Source organism: Natrinema gelatinilyticum, from assembly GCF_024266705.1.
In the GTDB taxonomy this organism is placed as follows: Archaea; Halobacteriota; Halobacteria; order Halobacteriales; family Natrialbaceae; genus Natrinema; species Natrinema gelatinilyticum.
Genome location: NZ_CP100756.1, coordinates 1,542,288 through 1,559,893, shown reverse-complemented (window position 1 = coordinate 1,559,893; position 17,606 = coordinate 1,542,288). Strand labels below are relative to the sequence as shown.

At 63.6% G+C, this 17,606-nt stretch carries 13 protein-coding genes; 7 read left to right on the top strand and 6 right to left on the bottom strand.

Annotated elements, in window-relative coordinates:
• Window positions 1-945 precede the first annotated feature (945 nt).
• Window positions 946-2,517: a DNA-directed DNA polymerase II small subunit gene (locus NJU76_RS07645; RefSeq protein ID WP_254532172.1), complete on the top strand. Its 1,572-nt coding sequence runs from the start codon at window positions 946-948 to the stop codon at window positions 2,515-2,517.
• A gap of 30 nt (window positions 2,518-2,547) precedes the next feature.
• On the opposite strand, the gene NJU76_RS07640 is transcribed toward NJU76_RS07645, so the two are convergent.
• Window positions 2,548-2,985, bottom strand: coding sequence for a hypothetical protein (locus NJU76_RS07640; RefSeq protein WP_254532171.1), 438 nt, complete (start codon window positions 2,983-2,985; stop codon window positions 2,548-2,550).
• Between the two features lie 712 nt (window positions 2,986-3,697).
• On the opposite strand from NJU76_RS07640, the gene NJU76_RS07635 reads away from it, so the two are divergent.
• Both NJU76_RS07635 and NJU76_RS07630 read left to right on the top strand, forming a co-directional pair.
• Window positions 3,698-4,876, top strand: a complete 1,179-nt coding sequence (locus NJU76_RS07635) for an aspartate kinase (RefSeq protein WP_254532170.1) — start codon at window positions 3,698-3,700, stop codon at window positions 4,874-4,876.
• Between the two features lie 215 nt (window positions 4,877-5,091).
• The gene (locus NJU76_RS07630) at window positions 5,092-5,661 is read left to right on the top strand and encodes a hypothetical protein (protein WP_254532169.1); all 570 of its coding nucleotides are present in this window, start codon (window positions 5,092-5,094) and stop codon (window positions 5,659-5,661) included.
• Window positions 5,662-5,783: 122 nt separating this feature from the next.
• On the opposite strand, the gene NJU76_RS07625 is transcribed toward NJU76_RS07630, so the two are convergent.
• The 4 genes from NJU76_RS07625 to NJU76_RS07610 all read right to left on the bottom strand — a co-directional run bounded on the left by NJU76_RS07625 (window position 5,784) and on the right by NJU76_RS07610 (window position 8,186).
• Window positions 5,784-6,158, bottom strand: a complete 375-nt coding sequence (locus NJU76_RS07625) for a hypothetical protein (protein ID WP_254532168.1) — start codon at window positions 6,156-6,158, stop codon at window positions 5,784-5,786.
• 114 nt (window positions 6,159-6,272) lie between these two features.
• Entirely contained in the window at window positions 6,273-6,704 is a 432-nt protein-coding gene (locus NJU76_RS07620; protein WP_254532167.1) for a GNAT family N-acetyltransferase, read from the bottom strand.
• Between the two features lie 57 nt (window positions 6,705-6,761).
• Window positions 6,762-7,025, bottom strand: coding sequence for a ubiquitin-like small modifier protein SAMP2 (gene samp2 / locus NJU76_RS07615; protein ID WP_254532166.1), 264 nt, complete (start codon window positions 7,023-7,025; stop codon window positions 6,762-6,764).
• Between the two features lie 66 nt (window positions 7,026-7,091).
• Window positions 7,092-8,186: a bactofilin family protein gene (locus NJU76_RS07610; protein ID WP_254532165.1), complete on the bottom strand. Its 1,095-nt coding sequence runs from the start codon at window positions 8,184-8,186 to the stop codon at window positions 7,092-7,094.
• Between the two features lie 211 nt (window positions 8,187-8,397).
• Between NJU76_RS07610 and NJU76_RS07605 the strand changes: the two genes are divergently transcribed.
• Window positions 8,398-9,390 carry a replication factor C small subunit gene (locus tag NJU76_RS07605; RefSeq protein WP_254532164.1) on the top strand — a complete coding sequence of 331 codons (993 nt, stop codon included), beginning with the start codon at window positions 8,398-8,400 and terminating at the stop codon, window positions 9,388-9,390.
• Between the two features lie 751 nt (window positions 9,391-10,141).
• Here the strand turns inward: NJU76_RS07605 and NJU76_RS07600 are convergent.
• Window positions 10,142-12,382, bottom strand: a complete 2,241-nt coding sequence (locus NJU76_RS07600; protein ID WP_254532163.1) for a histidine kinase dimerization/phospho-acceptor domain-containing protein — start codon at window positions 12,380-12,382, stop codon at window positions 10,142-10,144.
• A gap of 227 nt (window positions 12,383-12,609) precedes the next feature.
• Here NJU76_RS07600 and alaS point away from each other — a divergent pair, with 227 nt between their 5' ends.
• The 3 genes from alaS (at window position 12,610) to NJU76_RS07585 (ending at window position 17,569) form a co-directional block, all read left to right on the top strand.
• The gene (gene alaS, locus NJU76_RS07595; protein ID WP_254532162.1) at window positions 12,610-15,387 is read left to right on the top strand and encodes an alanine--tRNA ligase; all 2,778 of its coding nucleotides are present in this window, start codon (window positions 12,610-12,612) and stop codon (window positions 15,385-15,387) included.
• A gap of 90 nt (window positions 15,388-15,477) precedes the next feature.
• Window positions 15,478-16,263: an alpha/beta fold hydrolase gene (locus tag NJU76_RS07590; protein ID WP_254532161.1), complete on the top strand. Its 786-nt coding sequence runs from the start codon at window positions 15,478-15,480 to the stop codon at window positions 16,261-16,263.
• A 67-nt stretch (window positions 16,264-16,330) separates the two neighbouring features.
• Window positions 16,331-17,569: an AMP-binding protein gene (locus NJU76_RS07585; protein WP_254532160.1), complete on the top strand. Its 1,239-nt coding sequence runs from the start codon at window positions 16,331-16,333 to the stop codon at window positions 17,567-17,569.
• Window positions 17,570-17,606 lie beyond the last annotated feature (37 nt).

Genomic DNA, 17,606 nt, shown 5'->3' with positions numbered 1-17,606 from the left:
TCACGGGCGTCTGTACTGTGGCAAACTATAAACCGCCGTTGTTGGTTCCGACGGCCATTCTGAAGAGAACGAGCGCGATCACACCCGACGTGCCGAGGATACTGACGGAGCCGATGCCAGTCGCCACACCGACCGAATCGATCACGAGCCGAACCCGTCCGATCCATGGAATTCGAGCTATCGCTTTGCCGGTCACCTAATCCGGCCGGACGACGGTCGTCTCTGCGCCGGACCGCCAAAGTTGATCGTACGCTCGGTCGACATCACCTTTCGTCACGAATCCGTCGTGAGACGCCGGTGCCTGCCACGGCACCGTCGGTCGCCTGCGTATCAGACTTCTTCGACGAGATAGACGTAATCGCCCGTCTCCATGTTCGGCTTCATACTCTCACTTTCGACGACGCCACGTACCGGTAGCTGACTGCTGATCCCGCACAGAAGGAGACGAAGGAACGCGATAACGATAACCGATCGACGGTGCGACTCACGGCGATCGGAAGCGTGTCCGACTCGAGCAGCCACCGACCGGTCCCGGCCACGACCCTGGGTCGTTCGCCCTCGCCGTCACGAGGCCGGGTTGTCGCGCTCGGATCGGTGTCACCGCGACCACCCGACAGCTCCCCGATGGACCGGTGATGATCGACCCGAGAGCTGGCCCGTTGGCGGCTGTATTTCGAATCGTCAGGCTCGTCCATCGACAACTCGTTTCTCGGACCGTGGCATCACCGTTCCGGCGACTTACGGTGGGACTTCAGAGTTCTCCGGTTCACGTGACTCAACGACGTGTCTCGAATCCTGCCCAGACAGACCACATCCTGTGGCGTATTTCGAGTCCCGCCCGGGTTGACCGGATCTCGTCTCGCACCGGGGCGGAAATTCGGTGACACGCGCTCCACGTGAGCGGGATCCGCTACCCTTTTGCCGTCCGTCGTGAATGCGTGGCGTGTGCCACTCGAGGCCTCCGCTCGAATCGTCAGCGAACTCACGTCCCGCGGATACAACGCAGAGCGTGAGGCCGTAACGAAACTTGCAGCGGCCGCGAATTCGACCGCCGCACTCGAACGCGTTCTCGAAGAAGTGCCGGAGGACGTACTCGTCGTTCGGACTGCGCACGTCGAAGCGGCCCTCTCGACTACCGAACCCGCCGATCGATCGCGAACCGATGCGGCCGGTTCGGAAAACCCGTCTCCATCCGGGGATCGAACCCCCTCCGTTTCAACTGGAAACACCCCGACGGAACGAGAACTGGCCGATCGACCTCCAGTTGAAACGGAGGGATCTTCCGCCGCCGACCGCTCCGCCGACCGGTCGAAACGGTCGGTCGAGATCGTCGGCGATATGACCGGCCAAAGTACAGGAACGGGCGAGTATAGCGATTTCGTCTCGGTTTTTCGGGACAGGCTCGATCGACTGGGAGCGAAGCTTCGATCCCGGGTCAACCATCGGCCGGCGACGGCAATCCAGGCGATGCCCGGGGGCAGTGAGGCTGCGATGGTCGGCCTGGTCAACGACATCCGATCGACCGCGAGCGGCCACTGGCTGATCGAACTCGAGGACGCGACCGGAACGTTCCCCTGGTTGGTGATGAAAGACCGGGCGTACGTCGACCTCGTCGACGAATTGCTTTGCGACGAGGCTCTCGCGCTGGAAGGGACGCTCGCGGACGATTCAGGGATCGCGTTCGTCGATTCGATGTACTTCCCGGACGTGCCCCGAACACACGAGCCGTCGACCGCGGATCGCCACGTCCAGGCGGTGCTGATCAGCGACGTCCACGTCGGCAGCCAGGAATTCATGGCAGACGCGTGGAACGCGTTCGCCGACTGGCTCCATACCGACCAGGCCCAACACGTCGAGTACATGTTGCTCGCAGGCGATATGGTCGAAGGCGTCGGCGTGTATCCCAATCAGGACGAGGAACTCGACATCGTCGACATTTACGAACAGTACGAAGCGTTCAGCGAGTACCTGAAGAAAGTGCCCGGTGACATCGAGATCGTCATGATCCCGGGGAACCACGATGCGGTCCGCCTCGCCGAGCCACAGCCGGGGTTCGACGAGGAGTTACGGGAGATCATGTCCGTACACGACCCTCGGATCGTGAGCAACCCGTCGACAATAACGCTCGAGGGCGTCTCCGTGTTGATGTATCACGGCGTCTCGCTGGACGAGGTGATCGCGGAACTCCCCGAGGAAAAGGCCAGCTACGACGATCCGCACAAGGCGATGTACCACCTCCTCAAGAAGCGCCACGTCGCTCCGCAGTTCGGCGGCCACACCCGACTCGCACCCGAAGAGAAGGATTATCTCATCGTCGACGAGGTGCCCGACATCTTCCATACGGGCCACGTCCATAAACTCGGATTCGGAAAATATCACAACGTCCTCGCGATCAACTCAGGCTGCTGGCAGGCCCAGACTGACTTTCAGAAGAGCGTCAACATCGACCCCGACGCCGGCTTCGCGCCAATCGTGGATCTGGACACGTTAGACGTGACCGTTCAGAAATTCTCGTGACGATCCTCGCGATCGACAGTCCGGTTCCTCCTACGGCTCGAGTCGAAATCGCACCGTTGGAGCGCCGTTGAACTGGGGCCCGCGGCCGTGACGCTGGAACCCCAGTTCCTCGGCAGCGGCTTCGATGGAGTCGGCATCCTGCGCGGCGAGCAGTTCGACGGCCATCGATTCGCGCTCGGCGAATCGAACCGGTTCGGCCAGTAACCGCTTGCAGGCGTCGCTCGTCCCGTCAAGTTGGGTTACGTGAACGGTGTCCTCGCGCGCGTCGAAGCTAATAAATCCGAGCAGATCCTCCGGATCGGAGCCGTTGTACTGCGAGTCCGACACGTCGGCGTTCGGATCGTGGCTCCCGTCCTCGGCGACGCGCACCGTTCGGTCGTGGACGAGATTTCGCATCACGTCCGTCGGGGAGTCCGCGATCGACGCGAGTGCGTCGGCGTCGGCCTCGAGTGCATCCCGTACGTTCATCGATGTGTGGTAATGCTGCGCATGACAATAAATCCCGGTCGCGAGTGGGTACGTAACTCGCCTGATGTCTATCAACTTTCGATACATTTTCGATACGTTTGTGAGTCGTCTCACGGCCGGTGAATGGCGGCGTGAACTACTCTGCCCTCCCGCGCTCGGCCTCCTCGGCCCTCGCTTGGTGCGGACGGAGCGTCTTGTTTCTATGTCGGAACGTGCAGGAACAGGTCCCACAGCGACTACAAGACGCTCCGCGTCTCGTGCTGCCTGGCAGATCGCTGTTGGCGTTCTGCGGACGGTTCCAGACTCCGCAGGCGGCTTCCCTTCACGGGTGGTTCGGAGTGTCCCACTCCTCCCGAATCGACACTCGGCCACAACCGATGATGTACGCTTGTTGTCGCGTTCGAACACCGCCGGAAGCGTGGTGAGCATCGTACTCCCACCTTCGACCGATGGGGGAGGAAGGGTGCCGATTCACACGAAAACAAGACGTGCGGGCGCTGTACCCCTTCCCTACTCGCTTCGCTCGCTGCGGATAGTGCGGGACCGTCGGTCCCGCTGACCATGCGAACGGCGTCGCCGTGAGCAGAAGGGGGCTTACGACCTCAATTACAGCTAAAAATGCGAACGATGGGACACAGTTATCTGCTCGCTCTGGTAACGGACCGAGTATGAGTCATTCGATCGCAATGCGAGCCTCCTACGAGGTGGCAGTATGCGCGTCGTAGCGAAGTTCGGCGGGACGAGTCTCGGCAGCGGCGACCGGATCAACCGCGCCGCGGATTCGATCGCCGCCGCCGTCGAGGACGGACACGAAATCGCCGTCGTCGCCAGCGCCATGGGGTCGACGACCGACGAGCTGCTCGACGAAATCACGTTCGAGACCGACGAAGCCGACCGAGCTCAGATCGTCAGCATGGGCGAGCGGACCTCGGTTCGCATGCTGAAGGCGGCGCTCTCGGCTCGTGATATTGACGCAACGTTTCTCGAGCCGGGAAGCGACGACTGGCCGGTCATCACCGACGAGTACGGTGAAGTAAACGTCGAGGAGACGCAGAAACGCGCCCACAACGTCGCCACAGACCTTGACGAAACGGTACCCGTCATCACCGGATTCCTTGCGGAAGGGCCCGACGGATCGATTACGACGCTCGGTCGTGGCGGTAGCGACACGACGGCGGTCATGATGGGCAAGTACATGGACGCAGACGAGGTCGTCATCGTGACCGACGTCGAAGGCGTCATGACCGGAGACCCCCGCGTCGTCGAGGGGGCTCGCAACGTCGGCGAGATTTCAGTCGACGAACTCCGAAACCTGTCGTTTCGCGGAGCTGAGGTCGTCGCACCCTCGGCACTGTCGTATAAGGACGGAAAACTCAACGTTCGCGTCGTTCACTACCAGCACGGCGATCTCCTCTCCGGTGGCACGAGCATCGAAGGCGAATTCAGAAACCTCGTCGATCTGCGCGAGCGGCCGCTCGCCTGCCTGACGGTCGCCGGTCGTGCGATTCGCAACCAGCCGGGTATCTTCAACCACCTCTCTGAAGCGCTGGCCGAGAGTGACGTCAACATCGACGCCGTCGCCAGTGGGATGGACACAGTCACGTTCTACATCGACGAAGAGGAGGCTGAACGCGCCGAAAACATCCTCCACCGCGAGGTCATCGCTCGAGACGAACTCTCGAGCGTCACCGTCGACTCGCCGATCGCCGTCGTCCGAGTTACCGGCGGCGAACTCCCCAATCAGCCGGGGATCATCAGCGATATCGTCACCCCCCTCGCCGAGGCCCGAATCCACCTGCAGGACATCATCACCAGCGCGACCAGCGTCGCCCTCTTCGTGAACTGGGACGACCGCGAGGAAACGCTCGAGTTGACCCAGGACCTGTTTTAACGTCCGGCGGTTCGCGCCGACGGTTCGTCGGGGCGCGTCAGCGATCGATCCCTCTACTCCCGCACGATCGATCCCTCTACTCCCGCAAAACGAGTACGAGCGGCTTTGTCACGAATTAGTTGCATTTCGTGAAACTTTCGAGCTCGAGGACGTCCGCCGAGTACCGTCCCGGTAGTGTCAGCGTAACGAAGGGGGAAAACGGTGGAACCGGAGCTATGAGCACCGATTCGACAGTGACGGAGGTACTCGAAGGGGTCGAGGCCGACCCCGACGCGATCCTCGACGTCTACGACGTGGAGTCACCCGAGGAACTCATCGAGAGCGCTGGCGAGCACGAAGCGACGACCGATCCAGTGATCGATGCTGACGACGAGACCGCGGAGGCGTTGTTCGCCAGGCTTCAGTCGGTCGCAACTCCCTCGAGGGATGCGAATGGTCGGAGAGAAGAACCCCCCGATGGGCCATCGTCTGGAGATGGGAAATCGGATTCTACGCTCCGTTCCGACAGTCCCGTCGACTCGCTCGACTCTATCTTCGTTTCGGAGTTGAGCGTCGCAGTCCAGTCGGACACTGACGAGCGGACGGTGGATGCTGGTTGGAAGACGGCCGATTCCATCGCCGAGGCGATGAGGACCGGCCGCAATTCGTCCGAGACGCTGTCACTGGTCGGTCCCGACCCGACCGCGACCCGCGTTTCGAACGATACCTTCGGAACCGACGACTCGATGGACGAGACGTCTGAGTTCCAGTGGACCGAGTCTGACCCGACCAAAACACGCCGTTAAGCGGACCCCCGTGTACGGCGAGAAAGCGTCGCGAGGCCGTGATCGGTCCCCCGCGGAACCCGATTCGGTACCCGTCTGTGGGACATAATCACATGACGGACCGGTGACTGCCGATCCGTCAGTTACAAACTCGCCAAGACGGTGCGAGCACGATCCCGGAACGTCGATTTCGGTTCGGACTTCGATTCAGATCGGCCGCCGAGTCGCTGTCTGGCGATCGTTCGGACCCCTCGAGAAGCGGGTTCGGACGTGAGCGCGTCGACCGCCCACTCCGGAAGCTGTGCTTCGAGTTCCTGCCGCTTTTCGGTTTTGATCTGGCTAAATCGGCGGAGGGCCAGTCCAGCACCGAGGAATAGGCCGGCGTCGAGCAGTTCGCGCCGGAACCGCTCTCGGTCCTTTCGAACTGCGACAGCCTTCGCGAGCGAGAGGGCACCGATCGCGAGATAGACCTTCGAACTCTTCGACGGATCGCCGCTGAGCATCCGTTGGAGCGCCATGCAGAGGGTGCTACCACGTTCTGTCAGAAAAAGGTACGCCGGCAGGAGACGGGTTTCAAGAGGTCGCCGTCGTTGTCGCGGGCACACTGTGGACGACGATCGGGCCAGCGGCGATCACGTTCGATCTGCTGTGACCGTGACGCCCCGGTTTCGGTGCTCATCGATCGGTTCGATCGAAAATCCGAGGCGCTCGTAGAACGGGCGCACGTCATCGTCGAACCTGGCCGTGAGTCGCCCCTCGAGTTCGAGTGCTCGTTCGATCAGCGCCCGGCCGATCCCGCGACCCCGATGGCGACGGCGGACACCGATTGCGCCGATGTGGGCACCGGCCCCCGATTCGCGGGGTTCGAGAACGATCGTTCCCAGAATCCGCTCGCTCCCTGCGCCACCACTCTCGTTCGTGCTCGTTCCTCCTCGGCGATCACCTGCCACCAGAACGTCGCCGGCGTCGATCCGATTCTCGATGTTCCCGGGCTCTAGCATGGCCGCGTCGAGGATCCGACGGACCTCGAGTGCGTCGTCGGGGGTAGCAGTACGGACGAACATTCGTCGGTCACAACAACCGAGGTGGGCCGCCGACGTGTCGGTTTCGGATCGGGCAAGTCACCGGTCGCACCCGCCCTTGATGAGCCGTAACACCGTCACGTGATCGTGCTCGACAGGCTGGTCTTCGGGAACCGGCCGACCGTCGACGAGGACGCTCACCTCGTGCGGACTCAAGTCGACCTTGTGGAGGAGGTCCGCGTAGGTCGGCGTCGTGTCGGTCGTCTCAGCGCTATCGGCGGCCGTGTCGTCTGGAGGTTCCGCCACCGTCTCGAGATCGAATTCGTAGGTGTCCTCGCCCTTGACGTCGACGGTGACGTGCATACGCGCAGTTACGGAGCGACGGCCTTGAGCGCGTCGCTCCGTGGCACCCGTTCGCGCCGCGTTCGGTCAGTCCGTGGTCGGTTCGTCGGAGCCCGTCCTGACGCCGTGACCGCGCTCTCGCTCTCTGACGGTTCGCCGGTGGCCGTACAGTCCGCGAGCGATGGCACCAAGTCCGAGCAAAAGAACGAGGAAGGTGATGAGGCCGCCGACAATGGGCACTCTGGTGATCGCCGCGCCGACGACCAACCCGACGACGAGCGCGAGCCAGCGGTTTCCGATACCGATCGCGGACAGGACGGCCGCGGCGACGGCGAACCAGCCGTAAACGGTGGCGATCCAGAGCAGGAAGGAGAACGCGATCACGCCGACGATCGAGAGGGGGATCCCGACGATGGTGATCGCGAGTGCGATTAGAAGGACGGGAATGCCGACGAAAACGCCGAGCCCGAGGAGCCCCGAGCGGATCGGACTCGTCGAGACGCTCGCCGCGACGTTATCGGAGAACCGCGGGAACAATGCGAGCAACACCGCACCGAGAAGCAGGTTCACCACGAGCGTGTAGACCGCGACGATCCACGACGCGAACGGCTGCACCGTCGGTCCGCCGTCGACGCCGAGCGAAGAATCTTCCTCGACCGAACCCGCGACCGCATCAGTGTTCCCTTCGAGATCGCCGTCGTAGCGCAGATCGCCGGTGATGGACGCCGTCTCGCCGAGGCGAATCGTTTCGGCGCCGATCTCTGCGTCGCCATCGATCGTCCCGTCGACGATCACGTTGCCCGCGCCGACCATGAACGTGCCGTTGACGGTGCCGTTTTCGGCAACCGTCACCCTCCCAGCTCCGATCTGGACGTCGCCGTCGACGACCCCTTCGATCGTCACGCTCCCGGCAGCGGCCTCGAGGTCGCCCTCGACCGAACCGGTACTTGCAATCGTCACGTCGCCCGCGACTGCGCTGACGTCGCCGGTGACTGTTCCCCGAACGATCACGGTTCCGGCGAACGACTCGAGTCCGTCGACCGTCTCCCCTTCCTCGACGACGACCGTACCGCCCGTCTGTGGGTTTGGCTGGGCGGCGACCGTCATCGGACCGATACCGAACGTCACAATCACGACGAGCATCGCGACGACGAGTCGTGATCGGTGGTTCTCCCCTTCCATACGTCGTCCTCCCACGAGCACGCAGAAAAACGTGTTACTAATATGTCAGGATGCGTGTCAGTTTCTGACCGAATTCGAACGGGTCCGTACTCGCCGATGCGGTGGAGACCGAGCGTTCGGGAGCGGCTCGACGCCCCTGCCAGTCGACGGCGACGTCCGGACCGAGACCGGCCTTCGGGCGATTTATCTTTCGTCCCGCTCTGTGTCCGGTATGAGCGAGGCCGACGCCGAGGCGGCGGAGCCGACTCCCGGCAGGACCGAAGTCTGGATCGAGAAGTACCGTCCGGAACGGCTCGACGAAATCAAGGGCCACGAGAACATCGTTCCGCGACTACAACGGTACGTCGAGCAGGACGACCTACCGAACCTCATGTTCGCGGGGCCGGCCGGAACGGGTAAAACGACGGCGGCCATCGGTATCGCCCGCGAAGTCTACGGCGACGACTGGCGTGAGAATTTCCTCGAGTTGAACGCCTCCGACCAGCGCGGAATCGACGTCGTCCGGGACCGGATCAAGGACTTCGCGCGCTCTTCGTTCGGTGGGTACGATCACCGCATCATCTTCCTCGACGAGGCCGACGCGCTCACCTCCGACGCCCAGTCCGCGCTACGCCGGACGATGGAGCAGTTCTCGAACAACACCCGCTTCATCCTCTCGTGTAACTACTCGAGCCAGATCATCGATCCGATCCAGTCGCGGTGTGCGGTCTTCCGGTTTACCGAGCTCTCCGAGGAGGCAATCGAGGCGCAGATTCGAGAGATAGCCGAGACGGAAGGAATCGAGGTGACCGACGACGGCGTCGACGCCCTTGTCTACGCAGCTGACGGCGACATGCGAAAGGCGATCAACGGCCTCCAGGCCGCCGCGGTGATGGGCGAGACCGTCGACGAAGAGACCGTCTTCGCGATCACCGCCACCGCGCGCCCCGAGGAGGTCGAAGCGATGGTCGAGCACGCAATCGACGGCGACTTCACCGCCGCCCGCGCTGCCCTCGAGGACCTGTTGACCGACCGCGGCCTCGCCGGCGGCGACGTTATCGATCAACTACACCGCTCGGCGTGGAAGTTCGACATTCCCGAGCAGGCGACGGTCCAGTTGCTCGAGCGCCTCGGCGAAGTCGACTACCGAATCACTGAGGGCGCGAACGAACGCCTGCAACTCGAGGCGATGCTGGCGTCACTGGCCCTCGAGGCGGACGCATAGGTCGCACAGTCCACGTTTCTGCTCTGATTCGGTTGGCGACAGCAACGGATCACGAGCGATTTCCGGCGAGCGAGAGGGAACAGAGACCCATCGCAACGGACATACCGATTCCGATTGTTCGAACAGCGCCGAGCGAGAATCGAACGCGGGTACGTTTGCCAGCGATGGTAGGAGAGTATTGTGCACCGAACCGGCGATCACGACCCTCGAGACGTACGACAGTCTCGAGACGGATAGCGGGAATCTTCTGGTGAAGAACTGATTCGAGTTCAGACCGACGTTCGCCTGCGATGTGAAGTACCACGGGGGCACGCCCCGTGGCTTCACCGTGTTGGCGGCAGGCCCAGAAACGGGCCAGATGGCCGCAGGCGAATGTACTTCCCCTCGGACTTCCCGAGATGGGTCATCTGGAATTCACACCCGAACACGCGGTGTGTCCGTGAGGGTCGGCCGCTCCACCACGGCCCGATGGCATCCGTCGCACCACGCCGAAGACGTGGGTGTTGAGAGAGCCACATTCCTCCACAACTGTGCACAGGTGCGACGAAGTACGGTCTGTAATTCGCACAACTGTAGCTTTAAACACGTTAGATAATCTAATAAATCTTATATGATTCACCCTCGGGGTCACGCCCCGAGGCACTCTCGCTGTAAGACTGTAGAGTCGCATCCACGGATACATCATGTGTATCGAACGCCGCGGCTCTGCGGTCACTCGTCGTCAGTTACGACCGCCTTCGAATTCGGAGAGTCAATCGACGTCGCGAGCGTCGACGCCCCGAAACGCGAAGGCGATGCGATTCTCGTCCTCCGCAACGCCGACGTTCCAGCCGTGGGCGTCGGCGATGTGTTCGACGGACCCGAGTCCGAAGCCGGTGCCGTCGGCCATGGCCAGTCGACCCGGAACGGGATCCTTCTCGAGCGCGCCGTTCCCGCCGACGGCCGCTGTTTCGGAGCCCCGTCGAGCGACGTAGAAGCCGTCGTCGGTCACACCGACGATGACTATCGGCTTCGCGTCGGATGACCCGAGATGTTCGGCCGAATCGCTGGCGGAACCAGCTTCGCTTCCCGTGTTCACGACGGCCTGAAACAGCCGTTCGAACAGTTCGCGAAGCTGTGATTTGTCAGCCTCGAAGACGCGATTCTCCGTCGACCGCGTCACGAGGCGCGCGGCTCCGGTCTCGACGGTGACCCAGGCCCGGCGCGCGACGTCGTGGATTGCGACGGGTTCGGTTTCGACGACTACCAGGTCCTGTCTGGCGATCGAGACGATCTGGTCGATTAGTTCCGTCAGCCGCTTCTGGGCGTCCTCGACTTCCGCGAAGTGCTCCCTGTTGCCGGTCTCTGCGGCGAGTTCCAGATAGCCGCGGGCGGCGTTCAGCGGGGTTCGGACGTCGTCGTCGACCAGTGTGGCGACTGTCTCGAGTCGCGACTGCGCGGCGGCCAGTTCCTGCTCGCGTCGGTCGCTATCCGTGACGTCCCTGTAGACGATCAGCCCCTCCCGGGTGGTACCAGCGTGGTCGTCCGAGATACCGTCCGGTTCGGCGAATCCGCCGTCGATTTTGGTGTGTCTGCTGTGCGTTTCGGTGGCCCCGTCGTCGATGTCGGCGTGCTCGTCGCCCGTTTCGGCGTCCACGACGCCGGCATCTTCGACGGTTTCGTCGGTCTTCGATTCGATCGGGACCAGTGTGAGCAGGAATTCCCGGACTCCGTCGATGGTTTCTCGGCAGCTGACGAACTGTCGACGCTCGCCCGATCGGAGCGATTCGAACAGCGTCTTCCGGCGGTGTTCGAGCCCCGGTGGGACGGTCTCCTCGTCGACGGGCTTGTCGACGATCGCCTCGAGGTCGGTGCCGAAGACCTTCGTAAACGCGTCGTTGACGGTTCGGACGACGGGCTGACCGTCGTCGATCTCGTAGCGAATCACCGGCTCCGGCACGTTTTCGAAGAGCGTCCGGTAGCGGTCGCGTTCGGCAGCGAGGTCGTCCCGTTCGACCGACAAGCGATCCCGCTCCGCTTGCAACCGGTCCCGTTCCACACGCAGTCGATCGTGCTTCGTCTCGGACGCTGCTTCCGCGTCGATCCGCTCGAGGAGAGCGGTCGCGATCCGTCCCCACGACTCGAGCAGGTCGCAGTCGCGCTCGTCGAACGCCGCTGACTCGTCGCCCGCCACCAGTAGCAGTCCGACATCGCCGACGGGGACGCAACACAGTGATGCGGTTCCCTCGAACGGTGCTTCGACCTCGGTACCAGCCCCGATCTCGTCGAACCGGACCGGCTCGTCCGTTCCGAGGACGTCGCCGAGCGGACCCGAGCACGACAGGACCTCGAGGTCGTCGTCCGGGACCGCCGGCGCGGTCGCTCGTGGGGTGAACTGACCGAAGTGAACCGTCGAGAGCCAACAGTACTCCCGATCAAGGTTGTCGGCGACGGTCTCGACTAGCTGATAAAAGAGGCATTCGCGGTCGCGACAGGCGGCCAGTTCGGAGAGCGACCCGATGACCTTGGCAGTCGGCGTGCTCGTCGCGGCCGTCAGTTCTCCGGTCGTGACCATCGGTTCGGTCTCGCGTTCGGCATCGTCCGTCGAATCGATGTCGGTTCCGTCGTTGCAGACCCACTCGATCTCGTCGGCGAGGTGCGCGACGGCGTCGTCGGTGTCGCGGCGAACGTAGCCATCGATGCCGTCCGCCGACCGGGCAGCCGTGGCGGCATACGACGGATCGGAAAAGAGAACGAGCGGCGTCGAATCACACGCGTCGACCATCTCGAGCAGATTCGATCCCGCTGCCGTCGTCGGCGTTTCGGCGAAGACGACGCAGTCGACCGCGGGGGACCAGTTACGGACGCGTTCGACCGTCGTCGCCGGCCGGACCGATCGATCCGGAGCGGCATCGACGTTCTCGAGCGCAGCAGCACCGTCGCTCGCCGCTTCGTCGGTTGCTGCAACGTAGAGGATCGTTCGGGGTCGGGTGGTCGCTGGCGGCTTCGTCATTGTGTCGATAGTGGCTACAGTCTATACCTGATGCCCTCAAGCCAGACTAATGGATTTACTGGATGTAACGGACGGTGAGTTGGCACTTTTTCTCGTCCCGTCTCCTCTTTCGGATGATCGGTCGAACGGTTTCGAGCCGATCGGTCCGATTTAGGTGCCGTCAGACGATGGTTTCGCGGAGTGATTTGCGGAACTGTTTTACACGTTGCAGGGTCACTAGGTGCGTAATGAGCGAACTGGCGGACGAATACCGCCTCGAGTACTTCGAGGAGGAAGGATTCGAGCGCAAAGAGTGTCCATCGTGTGGCGCTCACTTCTGGACGCGCGATCACGGTAGGGAAACCTGCGGCGAGCCCCCCTGCGAGGAGTACGGCTTCATCGACAACGCCGGCTTCGAGGCGTCGTACAGTCTCGAGGAGATGCGTGAGACCTTCCTCTCTTTCTTCGAGGCCAACGACCACGAGCGAATCGACCCATATCCGGTCGCGGCGAACCGCTGGCGTGACGATGTCCTGCTGACCCAGGCGTCGATCTACGACTTCCAGCCGCTGGTGACGAGCGGTCAGACCCCGCCGCCGGCCAACCCACTATGTATCTCACAGCCCTGCATCCGAATGCAGGACATCGACAACGTCGGCAAGACGGGCCGGCACACGATGGCCTTCGAGATGATGGCCCATCACGCGTTCAACACGCGCGAGGACGTCCCGGAAGACGAGTACGCTTACCACGGCGAGGTGTACTGGAAAGACCGGACTGTCGAACTCTGTGACGCCTTCTTCGACTCGCTAGGCGTCGATCTCGAGGAGGTCATCTACATCGAGGATCCGTGGGTCGGCGGTGGGAACGCCGGCCCCGCGATCGAGGTCATCTACCGCGGCGTCGAACTCGCCACGCTGGTCTTCATGTCCATGGAGCGAGACCCCGACGGCGAGTACGAGATGAAAGACGGAAACCGCTACAGTCCGATGGACACCTACATCGTCGACACCGGATACGGGCTCGAGCGGTGGACCTGGGTCTCGCAGGGGACGCCGACCGTCTACGAGGCCGTCTATCCCGACATGATCGCCTTCCTGAAGGACAATGCGGGGATCGAGCACGTGGGCGAGCAGGAGGATCTCATTCACCGGGCTGCCAAACTCGCGGGCCACATGGACATCGACGAGGCCGAGGACATGGAGACCGCCCGCGACGAGATCGCCGCTGAACTCGACGTCGACGTCGTCGATCTCGAGGCCCTGATGGAACCGCTCGAGGACATCTACGCGATTGCAGACCACTGCCGAACGCTCGCGTACATGCTCGGCGACGGAATCGTTCCCTCGAACGTCGGCACGGGCTATCTCGCGCGAATGGTCCTCCGGCGCACCAAGCGCCTCTGTGACACCGCCGGCGTCGACGCGCCGCTCGACGAACTGATCGACATGCAAGCAGAGCGCCTCGAGTACGAGAACCGCGATACGATCCGTGACATCGTCCGGACCGAGGTCGAAAAGTACCGCGAGACGCTCGAACGCGGCGGTCGACGAGTCGAAACGCTGGCCGAGGAGTACGCGAACAAAGGCGAGCCGATTCCGACCGAGGAACTGATCGAACTCTACGACTCCCACGGCATTCAGCCCGATATGGTCGCGGAGATCGCCGAGCAGACCGGCGCGTCCGTCGATGTACCCGACGATTTCTACAGCCTCGTCGCAAAGCGCCACGACACACCCGAGGTGGTCGCCGAAACCGAGGAAGGCGAACTCGAGCGCTTCGAAGACCTCCCGGAGACGGAGAAACTCTATTACGACGACCAGGATCGAACGCAGTTCGAGGCGGTCGTCCTCGACGTCTTCGAGCGCGAAGACGGCTACGACGTCGTCCTCGATCAGACGATGTTCTACCCCGAAGGCGGTGGCCAGCCCTCAGATATGGGCATGCTCTCGACGGACGACACGACCGTCGAGGTCGAAGACGTCCAGATCGTCGACGACGTCGTCCTCCATCGAACCGACGAGGATCCAGGGAAGGGCGAACTTGTCAACGGGCAGATCGACGGCGAACGTCGTCGTCAGCTCATGCGCCATCACACGGCGACCCACATCGTCATCCACTCGGCGCGACAGGTGCTCGGCGAACACATTCGACAGGCCGGTGCCCAGAAGGGCGTCGAGAGTTCCCGGATCGATCTCCGCCACTACGACCGGATCTCACGCGAAGAGGTCAAAGCCATCGAGAACCGCGCCAACGAGCTCGTCATGAACAACACTGCGGTCAGCCAGGAGTGGCCCGATCGACACGACGCCGAGGCCGAACACGGCTTCGATCTCTACCAGGGTGGTATCCCGCCGGGCGAGCAGATCCGCCTCATTCACGTCGAAGAGGACGTCCAGGCCTGCGGCGGCACCCACGTCGCCCGAACCGGCGACATCGGCGCGATCAAGGTGCTCACCACCGAGCGTGTCCAGGACGGCGTCGAACGTATCACGTTCGCCGCGGGAGCGGCCGCCCTCGAGGCCACCCAGCGGACGGAAGACGCCCTCTACGAGGCCGCCGAGATCCTCGACGTGTCGCCCGACGCGGTTCCTGAGACCGCCGACCGGTTCTTCGAGGAGTGGAAAGATCGCGGCAAGCAGATCGAAGATCTGAAAGAACAGCTCGCCGAGGCCCGCGCTGGCGGCGGTGGCGGCGGCGAGGAAATCGATGTCGGCGACACGACTGCCGTCATCGATCGGATCGACGCCGACATGGACGAACTGCGAGCGACCGCCAACGCCCTCGTCGAGGAGGGAACGATCGCCGTGCTCGGCAGCGGTGCGAATGGCGCGCAGTTCGTCGTGGCCGTTCCAGACGACGTGGGCGTCAACGCTGGCGAGGTCGTTGGCGAACTCGCCGGCCGTGTCGGCGGCGGCGGTGGCGGTCCGCCGGACTTCGCACAGGGTGGTGGCCCCAACGTCGAGGACCTGGACGACGCACTCGAGGACGCTCCCGACGTCCTTCGGCAGATTCTGAACGCCTAAACCGGTCGACTCGAAAACGGCCCTGCGGCCACCTCTTGTCCCGAGCCGAAATCCACCCCTTCTTTCGGTATCCGTCCCGACAGTATGTCTATGCCCACCGCATCGAACGGAAGTGTCTCGCTGTATTACGACCGTGACGGCGATGGTGCACCCGTCGTATTCGTTTCCGAAGCGGGTTTCGGCGGCTGGCTCTGGGGCTGGCAACACGCCGCGCTCGCCGGTCCCTACGAGGTCGTCGTCTGGGACCTCCGCGGGACGGGCCGTTCGGACGCCCCGGTCGGACCCTACACCCTCGAGACGCTCGTCGCCGACCTCGAGGCGGTGCTGTCCGACTGTGGGGTCCGAAACGGCCACCTCGTGGGATGCGGCCTCGGCGGTGCGATCGCGCTGTCGGCCGCTCGGTCGTCGAATCGCGTCGAAACACTCACGCTCTTCGGTACCGCACCGCGGGGAGCCGCGATGGCGCTTGAGGCGCTGTTCGCTTCTCCGGACGACCCGCAGGCGCTCCGAGAGTCGCTCGAGGCGGGGCTCTCGGCTGCGTTTCTCGAGTCACAGCCTGACGTCCGGGACGGCATCGCCGACTGGCGAGCCGAGGGGGACGCCGATCGAGCGGGCTGGCAGGCCCAGGTCGCGGCGCTCGAGGGATTCGACGCGACCGACTGGCTGGTCGAGGTAACCCAGCCGACGCGAGTGATCCACGGCGGCGCGGACGAACTGGTATCTCCCGCGGACGGACGGGACCTCGCGCGACGGCTTCCCCGCGGATCGTTCCGGGAACTCGAGGGGGCGGGTCACCTCTGTTTCATCGAACGCTCGCGAACGGTCAACGACCGTCTGCGCGGCTTCCTCGAGGAACGGACGAACGAGTCGACGTAATCGACGGCGATCGACGCCCATCGATCGACCCCCGTATACTACGTACTCGAGCGGTGGAGTCACGCCCGTGACCCTCTCGCTTGCGCGACGGACAGCGCACTTTCCGGACCGGACCGCGATCATCGACATCTCCGAGGAGCGGCGCTACGCCCCCGCGGGGACGATCGACGAGAACTGTATCTCCTACGGGGAGCTGTCGATGCTCGTGACGGAGACGGCCGAGCGTCTCGCGGCGCGTGGAATCGAGCCCGGCGATACGGTCTGTCTCGTCACGCGCAACCGGGTCGCCTCGCTCGCCCTCTTTTTCGCGTGTCGGCACCTCGGTGCGACGTTCGCGCCCATCTCTCATCTGCTGACCCCCGCCTCGGTCAAGCGGCCGTTCGACGCTCTGGTGCCCACCCTGGTCGTCGCCGAACCCGCCCAGCGAGATCTGGTGCGGTCGATACCCTACGATCGGGTTGTGACGCTTGAGGAGCTAGCCGAGACCGTCGCCGATCCTCTCGATCTGGACGACGACTCGCCGATGGCGGACCCGGTACTGGCGCTTCACGGCCAATCGGGTCGACCCGTCGCTGGCTTTTCCGCTGGCGCCGTCGAGCGCAACTGCATCACGGCCGTCGTCGCGTGGGGGCTCGCTGCGAACGACGTCGTCCCGCTCCCGACTCCGCTTGCAGCGGCAACTGGTCTCGTTCGGGTAGCACTGTCGGTGCTCTACGTCGGTGCCACGCTCGTGATCGATCGCGCGTTCGACCCTACCGATGCCGTGGCCGCGATGGCCGCCGAAAACGCGACGTTTCTGGTGGGCCACGAGCAGGCAATCCGAGCGATCGCAGCGGAATCGGGATTCGAGAAGGCCGCCGGCTCGCTCGAGCGCGTCGTCTGCGAGGGACCGGTCGCCACCGACGTGGCCGGTGACTATCGGGTCCACGGCGTGGAATTCGCGCGTGCGTACGGCCGCCTCGAGTGTCCAACTGCCCTGAGCCAGGGTTTCGGCGCGGATAGAGCCGAGTCGGCGGCCGACGGTTCCGGTGTCGGCCGCCCGGTTCCAGACTGTCGAGTCCGACTGGTCGATACTGATGGAACCGTTCTCTCCGGCGCGGCGACCGGTCGTCTCCAGCTTTCGGGACCGGTGGTGGCCGACGGCTACCTCCCAAGCTCCAGTCCGCTCGATGAGCGGGACGAACCCGACGAATCTGGACGTGGCGGTGCCGATCGGACCGCTGATATCGGACGGTTCACCAACGGCTGGTTCGACACTGGCGAACGATTCAATCGGGACGAAAACGGTACCTATCACCCGCAGTGACAGACGAACTGCCAGTGTGCTCGAGGGGGCAGTCGAC

Excerpts from the sequence above, each read along its gene's own strand:
- NJU76_RS07640 (WP_254532171.1), bottom strand. The coding sequence starts at position 2,985 with ATGAACGTACGGGATGCACTCGAGGCCGACGCCGACGCACTCGCGTCG.
- NJU76_RS07635 (WP_254532170.1), top strand. The coding sequence starts at position 3,698 with ATGCGCGTCGTAGCGAAGTTCGGCGGGACGAGTCTCGGCAGCGGCGAC.
- NJU76_RS07630 (WP_254532169.1), top strand. The coding sequence starts at position 5,092 with ATGAGCACCGATTCGACAGTGACGGAGGTACTCGAAGGGGTCGAGGCC.
- NJU76_RS07625 (WP_254532168.1), bottom strand. The coding sequence starts at position 6,158 with ATGGCGCTCCAACGGATGCTCAGCGGCGATCCGTCGAAGAGTTCGAAG.
- NJU76_RS07620 (WP_254532167.1), bottom strand. The coding sequence starts at position 6,704 with ATGTTCGTCCGTACTGCTACCCCCGACGACGCACTCGAGGTCCGTCGG.
- samp2 (WP_254532166.1), bottom strand. The coding sequence starts at position 7,025 with ATGCACGTCACCGTCGACGTCAAGGGCGAGGACACCTACGAATTCGAT.
- NJU76_RS07610 (WP_254532165.1), bottom strand. The coding sequence starts at position 8,186 with ATGGAAGGGGAGAACCACCGATCACGACTCGTCGTCGCGATGCTCGTC.
- NJU76_RS07605 (WP_254532164.1), top strand. The coding sequence starts at position 8,398 with ATGAGCGAGGCCGACGCCGAGGCGGCGGAGCCGACTCCCGGCAGGACC.
- NJU76_RS07600 (WP_254532163.1), bottom strand. The coding sequence starts at position 12,382 with ATGACGAAGCCGCCAGCGACCACCCGACCCCGAACGATCCTCTACGTT.
- alaS (WP_254532162.1), top strand. The coding sequence starts at position 12,610 with ATGAGCGAACTGGCGGACGAATACCGCCTCGAGTACTTCGAGGAGGAA.
- NJU76_RS07590 (WP_254532161.1), top strand. The coding sequence starts at position 15,478 with ATGCCCACCGCATCGAACGGAAGTGTCTCGCTGTATTACGACCGTGAC.